At 37.5% G+C, this 17,157-nt stretch carries 17 protein-coding genes; all 17 read left to right on the forward strand.

What is annotated here, in order from left to right:
* The first annotated feature begins 10 nt into the window (after nucleotides 1-10).
* The 17 genes from ACU8DI_RS09660 (at nucleotide 11) to ACU8DI_RS09740 (ending at nucleotide 17,040) form a co-directional block, all read left to right on the forward strand.
* Nucleotides 11-730, forward strand: coding sequence for a glycosyltransferase family 2 protein (locus tag ACU8DI_RS09660; RefSeq protein ID WP_447112566.1), 720 nt, complete (start codon nucleotides 11-13; stop codon nucleotides 728-730).
* 1 nt (nucleotide 731) lies between these two features.
* A complete protein-coding gene (locus tag ACU8DI_RS09665) occupies nucleotides 732-1,487 on the forward strand; it encodes a class I SAM-dependent methyltransferase (RefSeq protein WP_447112567.1) in 756 nt (251 codons plus the stop codon).
* A gap of 164 nt (nucleotides 1,488-1,651) precedes the next feature.
* Nucleotides 1,652-2,515 carry an ABC transporter permease gene (locus ACU8DI_RS09670; RefSeq protein ID WP_447112568.1) on the forward strand — a complete coding sequence of 288 codons (864 nt, stop codon included), beginning with the start codon at nucleotides 1,652-1,654 and terminating at the stop codon, nucleotides 2,513-2,515.
* 1 nt (nucleotide 2,516) lies between these two features.
* Nucleotides 2,517-3,797 carry an ABC transporter ATP-binding protein gene (locus tag ACU8DI_RS09675; protein WP_447112569.1) on the forward strand — a complete coding sequence of 427 codons (1,281 nt, stop codon included), beginning with the start codon at nucleotides 2,517-2,519 and terminating at the stop codon, nucleotides 3,795-3,797.
* Nucleotides 3,798-3,819: 22 nt separating this feature from the next.
* On the forward strand, nucleotides 3,820-4,605 hold the full coding sequence (locus tag ACU8DI_RS09680; protein ID WP_447112570.1) for a sulfotransferase domain-containing protein: 786 nt from the start codon (nucleotides 3,820-3,822) through the stop codon (nucleotides 4,603-4,605).
* A complete protein-coding gene (locus ACU8DI_RS09685; protein WP_447112571.1) occupies nucleotides 4,605-5,393 on the forward strand; it encodes a class I SAM-dependent methyltransferase in 789 nt (262 codons plus the stop codon). The genes ACU8DI_RS09680 and ACU8DI_RS09685 overlap by 1 nt, the downstream gene beginning before the upstream one ends.
* 7 nt (nucleotides 5,394-5,400) lie before the next feature.
* On the forward strand, nucleotides 5,401-6,501 hold the full coding sequence (locus ACU8DI_RS09690) for a glycosyltransferase (protein ID WP_447112572.1): 1,101 nt from the start codon (nucleotides 5,401-5,403) through the stop codon (nucleotides 6,499-6,501).
* Nucleotides 6,502-6,513: 12 nt separating this feature from the next.
* Nucleotides 6,514-7,527: a glycosyltransferase family 2 protein gene (locus ACU8DI_RS09695; RefSeq protein ID WP_447112573.1), complete on the forward strand. Its 1,014-nt coding sequence runs from the start codon at nucleotides 6,514-6,516 to the stop codon at nucleotides 7,525-7,527.
* Between the two features lie 3 nt (nucleotides 7,528-7,530).
* The gene (locus ACU8DI_RS09700; RefSeq protein WP_447112574.1) at nucleotides 7,531-8,535 is read left to right on the forward strand and encodes a glycosyltransferase; all 1,005 of its coding nucleotides are present in this window, start codon (nucleotides 7,531-7,533) and stop codon (nucleotides 8,533-8,535) included.
* 3 nt (nucleotides 8,536-8,538) lie between these two features.
* Complete coding sequence (locus ACU8DI_RS09705; RefSeq protein ID WP_447112575.1) at nucleotides 8,539-9,438, forward strand: glycosyltransferase family 2 protein; 900 nt, start codon at nucleotides 8,539-8,541, stop codon at nucleotides 9,436-9,438.
* A gap of 32 nt (nucleotides 9,439-9,470) precedes the next feature.
* On the forward strand, nucleotides 9,471-10,220 hold the full coding sequence (locus tag ACU8DI_RS09710) for a class I SAM-dependent methyltransferase (RefSeq protein ID WP_447112576.1): 750 nt from the start codon (nucleotides 9,471-9,473) through the stop codon (nucleotides 10,218-10,220).
* A 2-nt stretch (nucleotides 10,221-10,222) separates the two neighbouring features.
* The gene (gene asnB, locus ACU8DI_RS09715) at nucleotides 10,223-12,055 is read left to right on the forward strand and encodes an asparagine synthase (glutamine-hydrolyzing) (RefSeq protein ID WP_447112577.1); all 1,833 of its coding nucleotides are present in this window, start codon (nucleotides 10,223-10,225) and stop codon (nucleotides 12,053-12,055) included.
* Between the two features lie 58 nt (nucleotides 12,056-12,113).
* Nucleotides 12,114-13,499, forward strand: coding sequence for an asparagine synthase-related protein (locus ACU8DI_RS09720; RefSeq protein WP_447112578.1), 1,386 nt, complete (start codon nucleotides 12,114-12,116; stop codon nucleotides 13,497-13,499).
* 3 nt (nucleotides 13,500-13,502) lie between these two features.
* On the forward strand, nucleotides 13,503-14,483 hold the full coding sequence (locus tag ACU8DI_RS09725; RefSeq protein WP_447112579.1) for a glycosyltransferase family 2 protein: 981 nt from the start codon (nucleotides 13,503-13,505) through the stop codon (nucleotides 14,481-14,483).
* A 22-nt stretch (nucleotides 14,484-14,505) separates the two neighbouring features.
* Nucleotides 14,506-15,087: a serine acetyltransferase gene (locus ACU8DI_RS09730; RefSeq protein WP_447112580.1), complete on the forward strand. Its 582-nt coding sequence runs from the start codon at nucleotides 14,506-14,508 to the stop codon at nucleotides 15,085-15,087.
* The gene (locus tag ACU8DI_RS09735; protein WP_447112581.1) at nucleotides 15,080-16,174 is read left to right on the forward strand and encodes a glycosyltransferase family 4 protein; all 1,095 of its coding nucleotides are present in this window, start codon (nucleotides 15,080-15,082) and stop codon (nucleotides 16,172-16,174) included. The genes ACU8DI_RS09730 and ACU8DI_RS09735 overlap by 8 nt, the downstream gene beginning before the upstream one ends.
* Nucleotides 16,174-17,040 (forward strand): sulfotransferase family protein, encoded by an 867-nt coding sequence (locus ACU8DI_RS09740; RefSeq protein WP_447112582.1) that lies wholly within the window; start codon nucleotides 16,174-16,176, stop codon nucleotides 17,038-17,040. The genes ACU8DI_RS09735 and ACU8DI_RS09740 overlap by 1 nt, the downstream gene beginning before the upstream one ends.
* Nucleotides 17,041-17,157: the final 117 nt, after the last annotated feature.

Raw genomic sequence — 17,157 nt, forward strand, 5'->3', positions numbered from 1 at the left:
TGGTCAACATATGAAAACAACGCTTTCTATTGTCATTCCTGTATATAACGAACAAGATACAGTGCATCTTATCTTGGATTTGGTTCGGAAAGTAACATTGGATGGCGATTTAGAGAAGGAAGTGCTCATTGTGGACGATTGCTCGAGTGACGATACCCAGTCCGCCATTTTAAAATACCAAGAAGCACATCCCAATTTCCCCTTAAAATTATTGGTCCACGACAAAAATAAAGGCAAAGGTGCGGCATTACATACGGGTATTAAAGAGGCTACGGGTCACTATTTAATCATTCAGGATGCCGATTTAGAATACGATCCAAACGAGTATAATTTACTGCTCAAACCTATGTTGAGTGGTGCGGCAGATGTGGTCTACGGATCGCGGTTTATTGGTGGCAATCCACATCGCGTGCTCTTCTTTTGGCATACCATAGGGAATAAGTTTTTAACGACGCTTTCCAATATGTTTACCAATATCAATATTACCGATATGGAAACCTGTTATAAGCTATTCAAAACGGATATCATTCAAAGTATTCAGTTGAAGGAACAGCGCTTTGGATTTGAACCTGAAGTCACGGCTAAAGTTTCAAGAATAAAGAAAATCAGAATTTATGAAGTAGGTATTTCTTACTACGGAAGAACCTACGAAGAGGGGAAAAAAATTGGTTGGAAAGATGGCGTAAGAGCCATTTGGTGTATTTTCAAGTATAATCTATTTTCTAAATAGCATGGAAAACAAGGTTGTGCCAGGCGAGCTAAAATTTGAAGAGCAAGACGAGGTAGGTGCCTCAACACTGGAAGTGATTGCCAAGGCCGACAAGTTTAATCAATGGATGTACCAAACCATCAAACCGTATTGTCGAGGAAAGGTCCTTGAAATAGGGAGTGGCATCGGGAATATTTCTCGCTTTTTTATGCAAGATCAATTCGAAATTCTATTAACAGATATTCGAAAAGGCTACTGTAAGACCTTAGAAGCTACCTTTAAACAACATCCATGCTTTTTAGGAACGGAAGTCATGGATTTGACCGATCCCAATTTTGATCAAAAGTTTGCAAAACACTTGGGCCAATATGATACCGTATTTGCGCTTAATGTGATTGAGCATATTTATGACGATGTGCTGGCCGTAGCGAATTGTAAGAAGTTATTAAAGCAAGGAGGACAACTCATTGTTTTGGTGCCATCCTATCAAAAACTGTACAATGGCTTTGATAAGGAATTAGGGCATTACAGGCGCTATACTATACCCTTGTTGCGTGAGGTCTTTCAAAAGAATCATTTTAAAATCATTCATAAACAATACTTCAATTTTATAGGTATTTTTGGCTGGTATGTCACTGGGAGCTTACTTAAAAAGGAGACCATTCCTAGCGGACAAATGGCACTCTACAATACCTTCGTGCCCATGTTTAAAGTCATTGATAAAGTACTACTTAACCGTGCAGGATTGTCCACGATTGTTGTTGGTAAAAAAGCCTAAGGTTTAAAATGAATCGTGATGTTTTCGCTTTCGCTGAACTCAAGAATATCATTACCCATAAAATTTGAAATTAAAAAAATAGTCAAATAGGCTTTTTTCTCAATAACAAGAGGTTCAAATTCTGTTCTTGATTTCTTATATTAGCCAAATCAAAAGCTAGACTATTGAACACTGAAACTGAAGATGCGTGGTTATATACGATTTCCTCAAAACGAAAATTGATTGATTTTAATTTTAAGGAAATTTGGCGGTATAGAGATTTGTTGTTTCTTTTCGTTAAGCGTGATGTGGTTACGGTTTATAAGCAAACCATTTTAGGACCGTTATGGTATTTGATTCAGCCATTGTTTACGGCACTTACATTTACACTTATTTTTAATAAAGTTGCCAATATTGATACAGGAAGCGTCCCGCCATTTTTATTCAACTTGGCAGGAATATCTATTTGGAATTATTTCAAAACCTGTTTAACGGCGACCTCAGATACTTTTAAAAAGAACGAAGCCATTTTTAGTAAGGTCTATTTTCCTAGAATGATATTGCCCTTATCAATTATTATTTCCAATTTGGTGAAATTCGCTATTCAATTGCTCATATTTATCGGCTTTTATGTCTACTATGTCCTTCAAGATGCTCAGGTACAGTTTGACAACAGTATTGTGTATTTCCCATTCGTGGTATTATTAATGGGCTTGTTAGGCTTGGGATTGGGAATGATTATTTCTTCCATGGTGACCAAGTACAGAGATCTAAAATTTTTACTAGACTTCGGGATACAATTACTCATGTATTTGTCTGCAGTAATGTATCCGTTGGCACTTATGCGCGAAAAATTCCCAAAAGTCGCGTGGTTAGTAGAATACAATCCGTTGGCCTATATTGTTGAAACCTCGAGATTGATGTTGTTAGGAGAAGGCAAGGTCGCATCCTTTGGCATTCTCTATACAGTTGGCATCACATTGGTCGTCCTTTTATTGGGAATCATCATATTTAATCGAACGGAAAAAACCTTTGTAGATACGGTATAATATGTCAAGCACCATTTTAAAAGTATCAAATATCAGCAAGCAATACCGATTAGGCGTCATTGGTACAGGAACCATTAGTGACGATTTAAAGCGTTGGTGGTGTAAGCTAAGAGGTAAGGAAGATCCCTTCTTAAAAATTGGGGAAGTAAATGATAGAAGTACATCGAGCGACAGTGATTATGTTTGGGCACTTCAAGATATTAATTTTGAGGTAAAACGCGGCGAGGTTTTAGGGATTATCGGTAAAAATGGTGCAGGAAAATCGACCCTTTTAAAAATATTGTCAAGAGTTACCACACCTACCACAGGCGAGATCAAAACGAAGGGTCGTATTGCTTCTTTACTGGAAGTAGGAACTGGATTTCATCCGGAATTAACAGGTAGGGAAAATATCTATTTAAACGGTGCCATTCTAGGAATGACCAAGTCTGAAATTAAATCGAAGGAACAAGAGATTATCAGTTTTAGTGGTTGCGAGCGTTATGTAGATACACCTGTAAAACGGTACAGTTCGGGTATGCGTGTAAGATTGGCCTTTGCCGTGGCTGCCTTTTTAGAACCAGATATACTGGTGATTGATGAGGTATTAGCGGTGGGAGATGCCGAGTTTCAAAAAAAGGCTGTTGGCAAAATGCAAGATATCAGTCAAGGTGAAGGACGCACGGTATTATTTGTAAGTCATAACATGGCGGCCGTAAAAAGTTTATGTACGAGAGCTATTGTCCTCGAGCATGGAACTGTGGTTTTTGAAGGAGAAACAAATGATGCTGTAGGACTTTATCTCGAAAAAAATAAAACCCAAAGTAGTTTAGATTTAATAGATCGAAAAGATAGAAGTGGCAATGGAAAGGCTATTTTGTCTCACGTTGAGTTTTTAGATTTAGAAGAGAAGCTTTATGATAGTGTAATTTCAGGAGAATATTTAAAACTGCGACTACATTATTCTATTCGCGAAGAAATTGAAAATGATTTGGTCTTAGCCTTATCTTTTAAGGATAGCGATAATACGATTAAAGCGATGTTAGCAACCGATGAAATGCGTGTCTCGATAAACTCGTATATTTCAAGAGGATACATAGATGTTGTCTTTGATAAATTTTCATTGCGAGGTGGAAATTACAACGCAACTGTTTTGTTATCGGAGTCATCGACCAACGAATCCAATCATGTTGATCGAATTGAAATGGCATTTTATTTACAAGTATTACAAGGGGACTTTTATCAAGTTGGTCATCTGAACAGAATAAAACCTTCTGCAATTTTAGAAGCAAAAATCAGTTAATCAATTAAAAAATTAGTTATTAGTGAAAAGCATAATAAAAGAAATAATTTTAAACCGAGTTTCTTTAAAATCGTATTATAATTATCTTGTTTCTAGAAATAAAGTTAAAAAAGAACACGTGTTTATTGCATGTCTTCCGAAGTCGGGAAGTACTTTTTTAGCCAATGCTTTAGTTAATACGACAAATTTTGATTTCATTCAATTTCAACCTGTACGTGGAACTAATGATCATAATTTAGATCCAGGCGTTTTTTTATCAAGTCTCAACAAGAATACAGTTACGCAATTACATATTAAGCCTAATGATTCAAACAGGCTTTATTTTGTTGAACATCAAATTAAAATTGTGTTTCTGTATAGAGATATAACATCTTCATTGAAATCATTTTACAATCACATTTTGAATGAAAATGATCAATGGTTCATGTTTACTGTAGCAAGAGATTTTAAAGATTGGGATATTGAAAAACAGTTTGATTTTTTAATAGATTTAGTCGTGCCTTGGTATATAAATTTTTTAACTTCATGGCAACTGGAAATAGCGAAAAATGAACTAGATATTTTCGAATTGGATTATCAAGAATTTGTTGACAACAATGAAAGTACAATTAGGAGAATTTTGGAGTTCTATAATTTAGACTTTGATGAAGCGCTTATTACGGAAGGACTTAAAAAATCTTACGATAAAAAAGATACATTGAGATATAACAAAGATACCAAGCGAGTTAAATATGACTTTAGTAAGAGTCAGTTGGATAAAATCCATCAATTGGTATCTTATTATCCAGAATTTCAAATTAAAATTTAATGCAAGAATCACTTGAATTTTATAACAAATTTGATAAAAAACTTATCAATGATTATGTGTTTGGCAATAAGAGAATAGTTAAAGCTATTGAAATTCTTAGTGCTTATATACCCGATCAATCTAAAAATATCTTAGACATTGGATGTGGTCTTGGGTGGAGCTCTTACGAATTTGCTCGAACTTTTTCTTCTACAAAAGTTTTGGGTGTTGATTTAAGTCCTGTTTTAATTGAAACTGCGGAGAAGTTGTTTGGGACGGAGGAAAACTTAATCTTTAAAAGCATAGACTTAACTAGAACCTTTCCAGAAGGACAGTTCGATGCTATTGTTTTGATTGATGTTTATGAGCATATACCAATTTCTGATAGAGATAAATTTCATGATGCCATAAAGAACTGTCTTAACTTAAATGGTCGTTTAATTTTAGCTTGTCCTTCAAAATTTCATCAAGATTTCCTAAGAGAGCATAATCCAGCGGGATTACAACCTGTAGATGAAGATGTTGATATCAATGACATCGCAAAATTAGCGAAAGATATAGACGGTGAAGTGATATTTTTTGAATATCAAACGATATGGAAGACCAATGATTATTTTTATACTATTATTGAAATTAAACCTCAATATCAAGAGGTTAGAGGTGAAATTAAAGTACGACATTCAAAGGTTGAAAGCATAAATGAAAGAATATCACGTGTAAATTCCCGATTAGGCTTAGATTTTGAATTGCAAAAAGAAGATAATTCTGTAGTTAAGACCTTAAAGAAGATCAAGCGAAAACTAACTTAAGCTGCTTATGAAAATAGCCATTTTTTCGCCGAACAGAAATCCCTATTCAGAAACATTTATTCAAGCCCATAAATTGTATCTAAAAGGTGAGGTCTTCTATTATTATGGCGCTTTACACCAAATGCAGTTAGAGGGTGAAACGTCTTTGGTTTCAAACACAAAGGACCTGGCGTTGCGTCTAAAGAAAAAACTTTTAAATAAATCGAATAAATGGCTCGCTACCCAACGCCTTTTGCAGTCGCTAGACCGAAACAAGATTGAGGTCATCCTCATTGAATACGGCACGCACGCACATCAATTATTACCGGTGCTTACAGCCTTAAACATCCCTTTTGTCGTCCATTTTCATGGCTATGATGCCAGTGTACATCAAGTGATTGAAAACACCAATCGCTATCAAGAGGTCTTTCAACACGCATCTAAAGTGATTGCGGTTTCCAAACGTATGGAAGACATGCTCCGCCATTTGGGATGTCCTAAAGACAAGTTGGTTTATAATGTCTACGGACCGCAAACGGCATTCGAATCTGTAAGCCCTAAATTCACCAAACAGCAATTGGTATTTGTTGGACGGTTTACCGATAAAAAAGCGCCTTATTTTACCATTATGGCCTTTCAGAAAATCGCGCATCGTTTTCCCGAAGCACAATTACTGATGGCAGGCCAAGGTGAACTATTGAATGCTTGTCAAAATTTAGTAACACATTTTAAGCTAGAAAATCAAGTTCAGTTTTTAGGGGTCATCACACCAGAAGCGTACCGCGAGCTATTGGAAACCTCCATCGCTTATGTCCAGCATTCCATTACAGCAAGTTCAGGAGATATGGAAGGTACACCGTTAGCAATATTAGAAGCGAGTGTGGCTGGTCTTCCTGTTATATCCACCCGTCATGCTGGGATTCCAGATGTGATTGTTCATGGTGAAACAGGATTACTTTGTGAAGAACAAGATGTGGCTACCATGGCACAGTATATGGCTGATGTTTTAGACGATATAGAAAAAGCCAAGCAAATGGGAGCCAACGGAAAGAAGCACATCCTAACGCATTATACGCTCGAAAGACATATCCATGTTTTAAATACCTTACTGGAAGCTGTAGCGACATAAACCCAAACGATATTGAAGACACCACTTATTTCCATTATTATTCCTGTTTACAATCGTGAGGCTTATATCAGTGACACCTTAGAAAGTGTGCTTCAGCAAACCTATACCGCTTGGGAATGTCTCGTTGTAGATGATGGAAGTACTGATAAGACGGTCAGTATTGTAGAGAGTTATGCGTCTCGACATGCCAATATCACCTTGTATCATCGTCCTATCACACGTCCCAAAGGTGGGAATGCTGCTAGAAATTATGGCTTTGAGAACTCTAAAGGCGATTATGTGATTTTTTTAGATTCCGATGATCAATTAATGGCTGAGGCCTTGGCAAATCGTCAAGCCTGTTTACAGCGTGATGCCTACGATTGCTGTATCCATCCAACCTTAGTTTTTAAGTCGCAACCCGGTGATTCCGACCTTTTATGGAATAGCCTACCTGAACGCATGTCGAATGAACAAGCGCTTGTACGATTTTTAAATACCGATATGCCTTGGCAAACCAATGGTGTGACCTGGTCGAGGTCCTTTTTTGAATCCTTCGGAATTTGGGATGAACGCTTAAAAGCGTGGCAAGATTGGGAGCTTCATTGTAGAGCGTTACTGGCAGCTCCAAACGTATGCATATCGGAAACCCCAGATAATTATTACCGTTATATGACCCAATCGGGTATTGCAAGTAAACACCAAAATTCAGAATATGCCGAAGCCGTGGAGCAAGCTATTAAGGGCATCGTACATCAACTACAACAACAACGCATTTCAGAACCCGTTCAAAAAGCCATGCGGAAATTGTTATTGAGACGATTCATAGCTTTTAATTTGCGACAAGGGCACTTATGGCGACCCGTCAGTTTATTTTTTGAGTCCGATTTAAAACCTTTTATAAGCGCCATAGACTATTTTAAATTCTATCTGTTATTTTTGCTGGGTAAGAGTACGAAACTAAGAACCTATTTGTTAAAAAATAGGTATCGAGAATTACTGAGTGACATGCATGCGCCATCCACTCATTTAAAAACCAAGCAATAGCCAATGGCATTAAAAAAAGGCGTTTCCATTACCTTGTGTACCTATAATGGTAAGCACTTGCTACCACCAACCTTAGAGCATTTGGCAAAACAAAAGCTAAGCATGCCTTGTGAGCTTATTTTGGTGGATAATGCCAGTACCGATGGAACCAAAGCTTTTGCCGATAACTGGTGGGATACTCATGGTAATGACAAGATCACTTACAGATCGTTGTCACAACCTATTCCTGGGAAATCCTATGCGCAAGATTTGGCTTATGAACACGCCAATTACGAGTGTTTGTTGATTTGTGATGATGATAATTGGTTGGATGCCGATTATGTGCAACGCGCTTATGATACCATGCAAACACATCCTGATATTGGTGCTATTGGTGGTTGTAGCGAAGCGGTTTTTGAAAAGGAAGCACCACCTTGGTTCGATACCTATGCTAATTTCTATGCCGTTGGTAAACAATCGCCTAATTCTGGAGATATCACGGAAAAGGAAGGCTATTTGTATGGAGCAGGTATGATGGTTCGAAAATCACATTGGTTAGAATTAAAAACCTTGGGTTTTGAACATCTTTTAAGCTGCAGAAAAGGGAACGCCTTGAGTTCTGGAGGTGATACCGAATATTGTTACGCTTTACGCTTGCTCGGCTATCGTATTTGGTATGATGATGAACTGAAATTCAAGCATTTTATGGCAAGCGGTCGCCTAAATTTGTCGTATTTGTCAAGACTCCGTAAGGCCATGGCCTACTCAAATTTTGTGATTCATACCTACAGGCTGGTATTACAAGGAAAATCACCTTCCAAATGGAAAACTATGCAACAGAAATTGAAACAGCAATTCCTAAAAAAAATGTATAAGTTAGGCTTTGGAAATTATAGAGAAAAGGAAGCCGCTAAGGCCTATTTCAGGGATTTTAAACTGGTGCTTTTTTCGCATCGCGAAAGAAGGCAGCATTATCAATTTATAAGATCTTGGGTGCCTAACGAAAAATTACAGGAATCTCATTTTTAGGCTATGACACAACCCTTAGTTTCTATTATTATTCCCACCTTCAATCGTGCGCATCTCGTACTTGAAACATTGGATAGTATGAAAGCACAAACTTATGAGCATTGGGAATGTTTGGTGGTTGATGATGGCAGTACGGATGCTACTTCGGAAGTCCTAAAGGCCTACACTGAAAAAGACAAGCGTTTTAAATATGTTCAAAGGTCTTCAGATCACTTGAAAGGCCCAAATGGCTGTAGAAATTTCGGTTTGAAGCAAAGTAAAGGTGCCTTTATCGCTTTTTGTGATGATGATGATTTTTGGTTGGAACACAAATTGGAAACACAAATGGCCATCTTCCATCAGCATCCTGAAATAGCCCTCGTGACTTGTAATTTTGAATATGTTGAAGCCGATGGTGAACGGACAGGTCGCGTGCAATCGCATAAGCGTTTAAATCACGGACAGGTTTTTGAAAATATGCTCCTAAAAAATAGAACGACGGCTATCACACCCATTCTAAAACGTGAGGTGTTTGACAAAGTTGGAAATTTTAATGAGTCTATTAGAATTTTTGAAGATTGGGAGTTTTATTTGCGCGTGAGTTATTACTATGAGTTTTATGCCTTGGATGATGTGTTAGCGCTAGTGAGAAGGCATCCAGAGAACACGTCAAATATTGTCACAACAGAGCCTTTTGAACAATACCAACGTTATAAAAAAGTGATACAGGCGCTGAAACTTTGGGGAAAAGAGCGCTTTTCAAAACAGGATTGGGTGACGATCCGAAACGCCGAAAAAAAACGCTATTTGAAATTGATGAGAAACCATTGTCCTGGATTTTGGAAAAAATGGCAATTGATGATCAAGATTGTAATCGCCAATCCCAGAGAAGGATTCTATTTTGTATCTTTATTTTTTAGATAGTTTTCTTAATACATGACCAAACAACCGACGCCTTGAACGACAAACTAACCACACAAAGTTACTGGGAATCCTATTATAAAAACAACCATGCCGATAAGGCGCATATTGAAGCGGTATGTTCTAGGTACGACATGTATTGGGAACAATTTATCACGCGAAAGGATAAGGAGCAAACCATTATTGAAATAGGTGGATTTCCCGGACGCTATTTAGGTTATTTGGCGCAACGTTACCAGTTGGTGCCTACCAGCTTGGATTACAATTCAGATTATACGCAATTGGAGGCAACTTTTAAGTTGATGGGAGTAGATACCTACCACATCCTACAAGAGGATTTTACGCAGTACCAACCGGAATCGACTTACGATTATGTGCTTTCCAATGGTTTTATTGAACATTTTGAGAATTTTGATAGCATTTTGGATCATCATGTGCCCTATATGAAAGATGATGCTAAATTATTGGTGATGATTCCAAACATGCGAGGCTATATCAAGTTCTATAAATACCTCGTAGATTATCAAAATCTAACCATTCACAATTTAAAATCGATGCGCTTAAAAGTCTTTAGAGATTTTGCGGAACGCAACGATTTAAAAATAAATTATCTCAGTTATTTTGGTGGGTTTCCATTTGGTGTTCATCAAAAACTGACGTTCATTCAGAAAGTCATTTATCAAATACATCGTCGCTTTTTTAAAAAGATTGGTAATGCCTATTTAGAAAAACATCCTTCACGTTTTTTCTCGTCATCAATAGTCGCTATTTTTGAAAAAAACTAATTATGTGCGGCTTATTAGGTGAATTTTGCTTTGCGTCTCATGCCATTACGTCTCATGCGCACTTTAAGAACCTCTTGGCGCTATCAAAGCATCGAGGGCCAGACGCTACGGAAATTGTAAGTGAGCCACAATACCAATTAGGATTTAACAGGTTGGCTATTTTAGATATATCTGAAAAAGGAAATCAACCGAAACGAAGTCCTTCCAGCCGTTATCACATGGTCTTTAATGGTGAAATTTACAACTACAAAGATTTAGAGGCCACTTATAATCTTCAAGCCTTACGATCTACATCAGATTCTGAAGTACTTGTGAGTTTACTGGATATATTAGGCGTTAAGGAAACCGTCGCTCAACTCAACGGGATGTTTGCCATTGCTATTTACGATACGGTGGACAACCGCGTTTATTTAGCGCGTGATTTTGCAGGAATCAAACCGTTGTTCTATGGGCTTTCTGAGTTTGGCTGTGTTGTTGCCTCTCAATTTGATCAAGTTTATAAGCACGAGTGGTTGGCATCGCAACTGGCGTTATGGCCAGAAGCTGTAAAGGACTACTTCGGGTTTGGCTATATGCAAGCTCCAAATACCATCTATAAAAATATCTATCAAGTCACACCTGGTGAACTTATAACCATCACTACTGATGGCACAAAAACCCATGAGCTCATCAAAGCGTATCCTCCCAGTCAAGTACAGGCGTCCTCTGGGTCAAAGGCTACAGTAGATGAGGTATTAACGTCGGTAATTAAACGGCAATTGGTAAGTGATGTGTCGGTCGCTACATTTTTAAGTGGTGGTATTGATAGTCCGTTAATTAGTGCTTTTGCGAAAGGCGAAAAGGATGACATCGAGGCCTTTACCTTAAAAGTAGATCATCCCAATTTAAACGAAAGCGACGTTGCTAAATCTTATGCAGATCATCTCGGTATCAAACAACACATCATTTCAGTAAAGGCTTCAGACCTGCTGAAGGAAGTGGAAGTTCATTTTCATGCGTATTCGGAACCTTTTGGTGATTATTCCAGTATTCCAACATATGTGATCACCAAGGAAGCCAAAAAATACCACACCGTCATGCTCTCAGGAGATGGTGGTGACGAATTATTCTTCGGGTATCCGAGAATGTTAGATGTTTTAGATAAGCGGCTGTGGTTTAAAATGCCATTGCTCATCCGAAAATCGCTCGCGAAAATCACAAATACTTTGGGTATTACAAAAACTTGGGCACCTTATTTTAAAAGTTTAGATGCGTTTATAATGAATAAACAAAGGCATGTGCCAGCGATGGTATTAGACAAGGCCTTTAAACATACAGAGCATTCTGATGCGATTAAAAAATTATACCGATTTAAAAATCACTCAAAACAGGAACTACTTTATGAATTGCGATATAACGAATTTTACGCGCATTTACAACGGGTGCTTGTGAAGGTAGATCGCGCCAGCATGAAACACAGTTTGGAAGTTCGTGTCCCATTTCTAGATAAGGCAAGTATTGACTATGCATGGCAATTGCCAGGTGTCTTAGAAAAGCCTTCAGATCTTAAAAAAGAACTCAAACAAGCCTTATCTCGTAAGGTACCAAAAAGCATTATCAATCAGAAAAAGATGGGATTCTCGGTGCCACTGTTAGAGTGGTTACACCATCAATTAAAAGACGACGTCATCCATCACACCTTGGAGCGTCCTTTTTATGGCAATGACATTTTTGACGAATCGTTTTTTAAGAACTTTGTAAGAGACTTTTATGCGAAAAAGCATGAAGACGTTTGGGGTGTTTGGCATTTGTATGCTTGGCAAAAGTGGCGTTCGATTCATGTGAATGACATGTAATTTCTTTCAGAAATAATAAGGTCATACTTTTAAATATTGCTATATTGAGCATCATTTTATGAAAACGATTCAAACAGCCATATTACCTACAGAACATCAATTTGTTAAGCTTCAAAAGGAACATCAAATGCATCTTGAAGCCATCTGTGTTTTTATAGCCACAGGGTTTTTTATGGATGATGATACTTACTGGAAAGATCAAAAATGTTTATCGCCTGGTCATATATACCACATGGATGATAACGGCTTTTTTGTAGACAAGAAGCCATGGTTTCATTGGAGTTACGAGCCAGAAGATAGCTCATTTGAAGACACTCTAGAAGCCTATATACAATTAATGACGTCAACTATCAAATCGCAAATAGGAGACAAGGATGTGATATTGCCTTTGTCTGGCGGATTGGATAGCCGGTCGCAAGCCTTGTTTTTAAAAGACTTGGATAATGAGGTTCACAGTTATAGCTATAGCTTTCAAGGTGGTTATCCAGAGCATAAGATCAGTAAACAAATTGCTGAGGTTTGTGGTTTTGGATTTCAATCTTTTACCATCCAGAAAGGGTATTTGTGGGATCAAATTTCTGAACTTTCAAAAATAAATCAGTGTTATTCGGAGTTTACGCATCCAAGACAAATGGCTGTTTTAAAAGCATTGAAACAGTATGAAGGCGTTTTTTCTTTAGGGCATTGGGGCGATGTTTTTTTTGATCGTGGTGCTCCAGAAGGGACGCAGCAGCATGATATTGTTCCGTTACTGTTTAAGAAAATGGTAAAAAAATCAGGATTAGAATTGGCTAATCAATTGTGGGACACTTGGGCATTGGATGGTGATTTTAAAAGCTATTTAATCTCGCGCATTGAAACGGCCTTATCAAAGATTCAAATTGATCATGTTAGTGCGAAGGTAAGGGCGTTTAAAACCACGCAATGGGCGCATCGATGGACCACCACCAACTTGAGTATTTTTAAGGCAGCCCATCCTATAACTCTACCATTCTATGATGATCAAGTTTGTCAATTTGTCTGTCGAACCCCAGAAACACATTTAGCCGATCGGAAATTACAGCTGGCACATTTGAAACAGCATAAAACCCTAGCTTCCATAACTTGGCATGAGAATAGGCCGTTCAACATTTTAAATTATCATAAGAATAGAAGCCCATATAATTTGCCTTTTAGAGTAAAAAGCAAGCTCAAAAGGAGCGTGAATGCCTGGTTAGGAAATCCGTTTATTCAGCGAAATTGGGAGCTGCAATTTTTGGGTAAGGATAACGAAGCCGAACTCAAACGTTTTATATTATCTGATGGTTTTAATGAATTAGTGCCCAAAGCGATTGTGGAAACGGCGCTTGAAAAATTCAAAACAGAGGATGCCGTTGCTTATTCCCATGCCTTGAGTATGTTATTGACATTATCCGTCTGGAATCAAAATAAAAACGCCTTTTAATTTATGACCTTATCTGTTGTTATTCCGGTTTATAATGGCGCTGAGTTTATTCAGAAATCCTACAATTCTATCATAGGTCAAAATGTGGATGATTTTGAAATTATTTATGTAGATAATAATTCTACGGATGATTCCGTCAAACATATTGAGACTTATGTGGCAAAGGATGAGCGCGTCAAGTTATATATTCAGAAAAAACAAGGAGCGGCACCTGCGAGAAATTTAGGTATTACAAAGGCCAAAGGTGATTATATTTATGTCTTTGACGTGGATGATGAAATTTATCCGAATGCCTTGAATACCATGATCAATGTCTTAGTGCAAAATGAGCGCTTGGATGCTGTTTTTGGAAGAATGGTCAAATCTGATGTAGGAATTGATAAAACTGAACAACCTGAAGACACGACAGGAAAGGTGATATTAAAGGAGAAGCCCTATTGGGGACATTTGTGGTTTTCAAGTTTGAAAACAGTAGTTGGACCACCAGGATTTTTGTATCGTAAACGTGTGTTTTCCAAAATTGGCATGTATAATGAAGCTATAAAGAATAATGAGGATACAGCCTTGGATATCAAATTGGGCATGACCTGTGACATTGCGTTCTTGGATATGTACGTGTACCTTTATTTCAAACATCCAGATTCTACAATAGAACAATCGAAGCGCAAAATGCCGAGAGCATTCATGATATGGCCAAGACTCATCCATGAACATGTGCCGTTTCATTTAGAACATCAGCATGATGAAACCTTCAAAAAGTTGTTGTTTAGTCAGTTGTTTCAAGCTATGGGTAAACAGTTGTATTACACCAAACCTTATAAGAAACGTCGCGCCTTACGCAATAAATTGATCGCTGAATTGCAGGGTATAAAATTACCCTTGGTCATCCGTTCCTACTTAAATATTTTGACGGTTTTACCATATTCCTATGTGATTAAGTTTTATGGTTATTATTTAGTACCTTATATTGTAAAAAAAATATAATTTTACTTACGGAGTTCCCAATATGATGAGGTACATCAAGCACATTTTTAGAAGAATTCTTATCAGTCAGCTATATCGTAAATATGTGGTTGGTAATCAACTCGTGGCAAAGGATATTGAGCGAACCATTACCATGAAAAATTGTACGGTTGGTTCTGATCTGCTGAAGGATCAATTCAAACACGTCATGTTGTATTATCCAGAATTTGCTTTTATATTTTTCTGGAGAGCGAATTTACCTCATTATAGATGGCGTTATTTGTTTACCAGAGATTTTCAGACGAAAATTTTTATGAGTACAAAAATTGGCGGTGGATTAATTTGTCACCATCCATTTGCAACGGTTATTAATGCAAAATCCATAGGAGAGAATTTTCAATTTAGAAACAGTCTCACCATTGGGAATAAACGAAATGACAATTCGTTATTGCCTACGATTGGAAGCCACGTAACGGTAGGTGCTAATGTTGTTATCATTGGAAATATCAACATTGGTGACCATGTGACCATTGGTGCAGGTTCTGTGGTTGTTAAAGACGTACCTTCTTATTCTGTGGTAGCAGGAAATCCAGCTAAAGTAATTCGAAATCTAGATCATGAATAAAAAGATTCGTGTGCTTTTTACGATTCCTAATTTTGATACGGCAGGCAGTGGCAAAGTCGTTTATGATCTTGCCAAGGGTTTAGATGCTTCCAAATTTGATGTGGAAATTGCCTGTGAAGCTGATACTGGCGAATTATTTAAAACCGTTCAGTCTTTGAATCTCCCGATTCATATTATAGAAACCAAAACAAATTACAGACCGTATTACAATCTGTTTTCACGTGTAAAAAAAATCTCGAGATTTTTTAAGGAACAGCAATATGATATCATACATTCATGGCAATGGAGTAGTGATTGGACGGAAGCATTGGCGGCCAAATTTGCGGGAGTTAAATGGATTTATACTAAAAAGGCCATGGGATTTGAAAGCCGACATTGGAAGATTAAAAGTCGGTTAGCAGATTATATCATCACTATTAATGATGAAATGCGTCATTATTTTCCAAATAAGCAGCAACAACAATTAATACCATTGGGATTAGATACCGATTATTATAGTCCGAGTGCTACATTCGCAGAAGTGAATCACACGCCGGAAACGTTTAAAATCATAACCGTGGCAAACCTTGTTCCGGTTAAAGGGATAGAGATCTTGATAAAGGCTCTAAACGACATAAACGACACCGATATTCAACTGGATGTGCTGGGTGATGATACCAATGAATATGCTGAAAAATTGAAAGCCTTAGTGCGAGAATTACAATTGGAGAAACAAGTACATTTTTTAGGAAAAAAAATAGACGTTAGGCCAGACATGGCTCATTCAGATCTTTATGTGATACCAACCTTAGATCAAGGGCGAAAAGAAGGCATGCCAATGGCCTTAGTGGAAGCCATGAGTATGGGTATCCCCTTATTAGGTTCTGATATTTCTGGGATCAACTATGTGCTTCGAGATTTTAAAGAGTTACTGTTTGAACCTGGTAATGTTCAGCAGCTTACAGAACGCATCCTTAGCATTCAAAAAATGACGCGTGAAAAAAGAGCGCAATTGGGAACATCACTACGTGATTATTGTGTCGCTCATTATACGGTGGAAGCCTTTGTTGAGGCACATGAATTATTATATCAGGAGTTAAAGAATTAATGGCAACATTTAATAAGCATATTGTTATTGTAGGCACCGCAAGAAGCGGTACCAGTTGGTTGAGTGAAACAATAGCCAGACAGCATCGCTACCGGATGCTTTTTGAGCCAGAGCAGGAAACCCGAACAAAACGCGGTTACTTACTATGTGACCAATGGATCGCGTCTCAAAAGGGTCGTGAAGAAGCACATACGTATTTGCAACGGGTTTTTGGCAATAAAGTGGATTGTGATTGGATTGCCCAAAATAGCAATCGGACTTTTAAGCGACACTTATGGCCGTTCCTGCCCAAAAAATTTATCATAAAGTTTGTTCGTGGTAATTTATTGGCGAAATACGTGAATGAACATTTTAAAATCCCTGTGATTCATTTGATTCGTAATCCGTATGATGTCATACAATCACAACAACGCGTGAAATTTCCTTGGCTGTATGATCTCGACCACTTTGTGTCGCAGCAGCAATTAGTCGCTCTAATTAAAGAGCAATTTAACTATGACATTACAAATTATAAATCACTGAAAGCGATAGAAATCCTTTGTTTACGCTGGTGTATTGAGAATGTCATCCCATTGGAGGTCTTAGAACCTTATAAAGAAAAGTCTGTAGTCATTAAATATGAAGAATTGATTGCAGATATTGATGCGTTTAAACAGCTATGTGATGAATTTGAATTAGAACCCATAAAGCATCTCGAACACTATTATAAAACACCATCATCGAAAACACATCCGCAAAGCAGCATCATGAGAAAAGAGGTATCGCATTTGAGTTTGACTAATTCTGAAATGTCTGCCATAAAGCATTTATTAGCTGTATTCAAAACCAACTTGTACCCATCCGATTATGTTCAGACATCTCGATGAAACTGTGAAACTAGGACTCTTAGATTATTTTGATGTTTAGCTAATAACTCAGTCTGTCGTTTCGGTAAAAAGACATGCACCTCATATCATAAAATATAATTAACTTGTTCCTCGAAT

The organism is Psychroserpens sp. BH13MA-6 (assembly GCF_052983595.1).

Bases quoted from the DNA above. Each gene is read 5' to 3' on its own strand.
- ACU8DI_RS09660 (WP_447112566.1), top strand. From the start codon at position 11: ATGAAAACAACGCTTTCTATTGTCATTCCTGTATATAACGAACAAGAT.
- ACU8DI_RS09665 (WP_447112567.1), top strand. From the start codon at position 732: ATGGAAAACAAGGTTGTGCCAGGCGAGCTAAAATTTGAAGAGCAAGAC.
- ACU8DI_RS09675 (WP_447112569.1), top strand. From the start codon at position 2,517: ATGTCAAGCACCATTTTAAAAGTATCAAATATCAGCAAGCAATACCGA.
- ACU8DI_RS09685 (WP_447112571.1), top strand. From the start codon at position 4,605: ATGCAAGAATCACTTGAATTTTATAACAAATTTGATAAAAAACTTATC.
- ACU8DI_RS09690 (WP_447112572.1), top strand. From the start codon at position 5,401: ATGAAAATAGCCATTTTTTCGCCGAACAGAAATCCCTATTCAGAAACA.
- ACU8DI_RS09700 (WP_447112574.1), top strand. From the start codon at position 7,531: ATGGCATTAAAAAAAGGCGTTTCCATTACCTTGTGTACCTATAATGGT.
- ACU8DI_RS09705 (WP_447112575.1), top strand. From the start codon at position 8,539: ATGACACAACCCTTAGTTTCTATTATTATTCCCACCTTCAATCGTGCG.
- asnB (WP_447112577.1), top strand. From the start codon at position 10,223: ATGTGCGGCTTATTAGGTGAATTTTGCTTTGCGTCTCATGCCATTACG.
- ACU8DI_RS09720 (WP_447112578.1), top strand. From the start codon at position 12,114: ATGAAAACGATTCAAACAGCCATATTACCTACAGAACATCAATTTGTT.
- ACU8DI_RS09725 (WP_447112579.1), top strand. From the start codon at position 13,503: ATGACCTTATCTGTTGTTATTCCGGTTTATAATGGCGCTGAGTTTATT.
- ACU8DI_RS09730 (WP_447112580.1), top strand. From the start codon at position 14,506: ATGATGAGGTACATCAAGCACATTTTTAGAAGAATTCTTATCAGTCAG.
- ACU8DI_RS09735 (WP_447112581.1), top strand. From the start codon at position 15,080: ATGAATAAAAAGATTCGTGTGCTTTTTACGATTCCTAATTTTGATACG.
- ACU8DI_RS09740 (WP_447112582.1), top strand. From the start codon at position 16,174: ATGGCAACATTTAATAAGCATATTGTTATTGTAGGCACCGCAAGAAGC.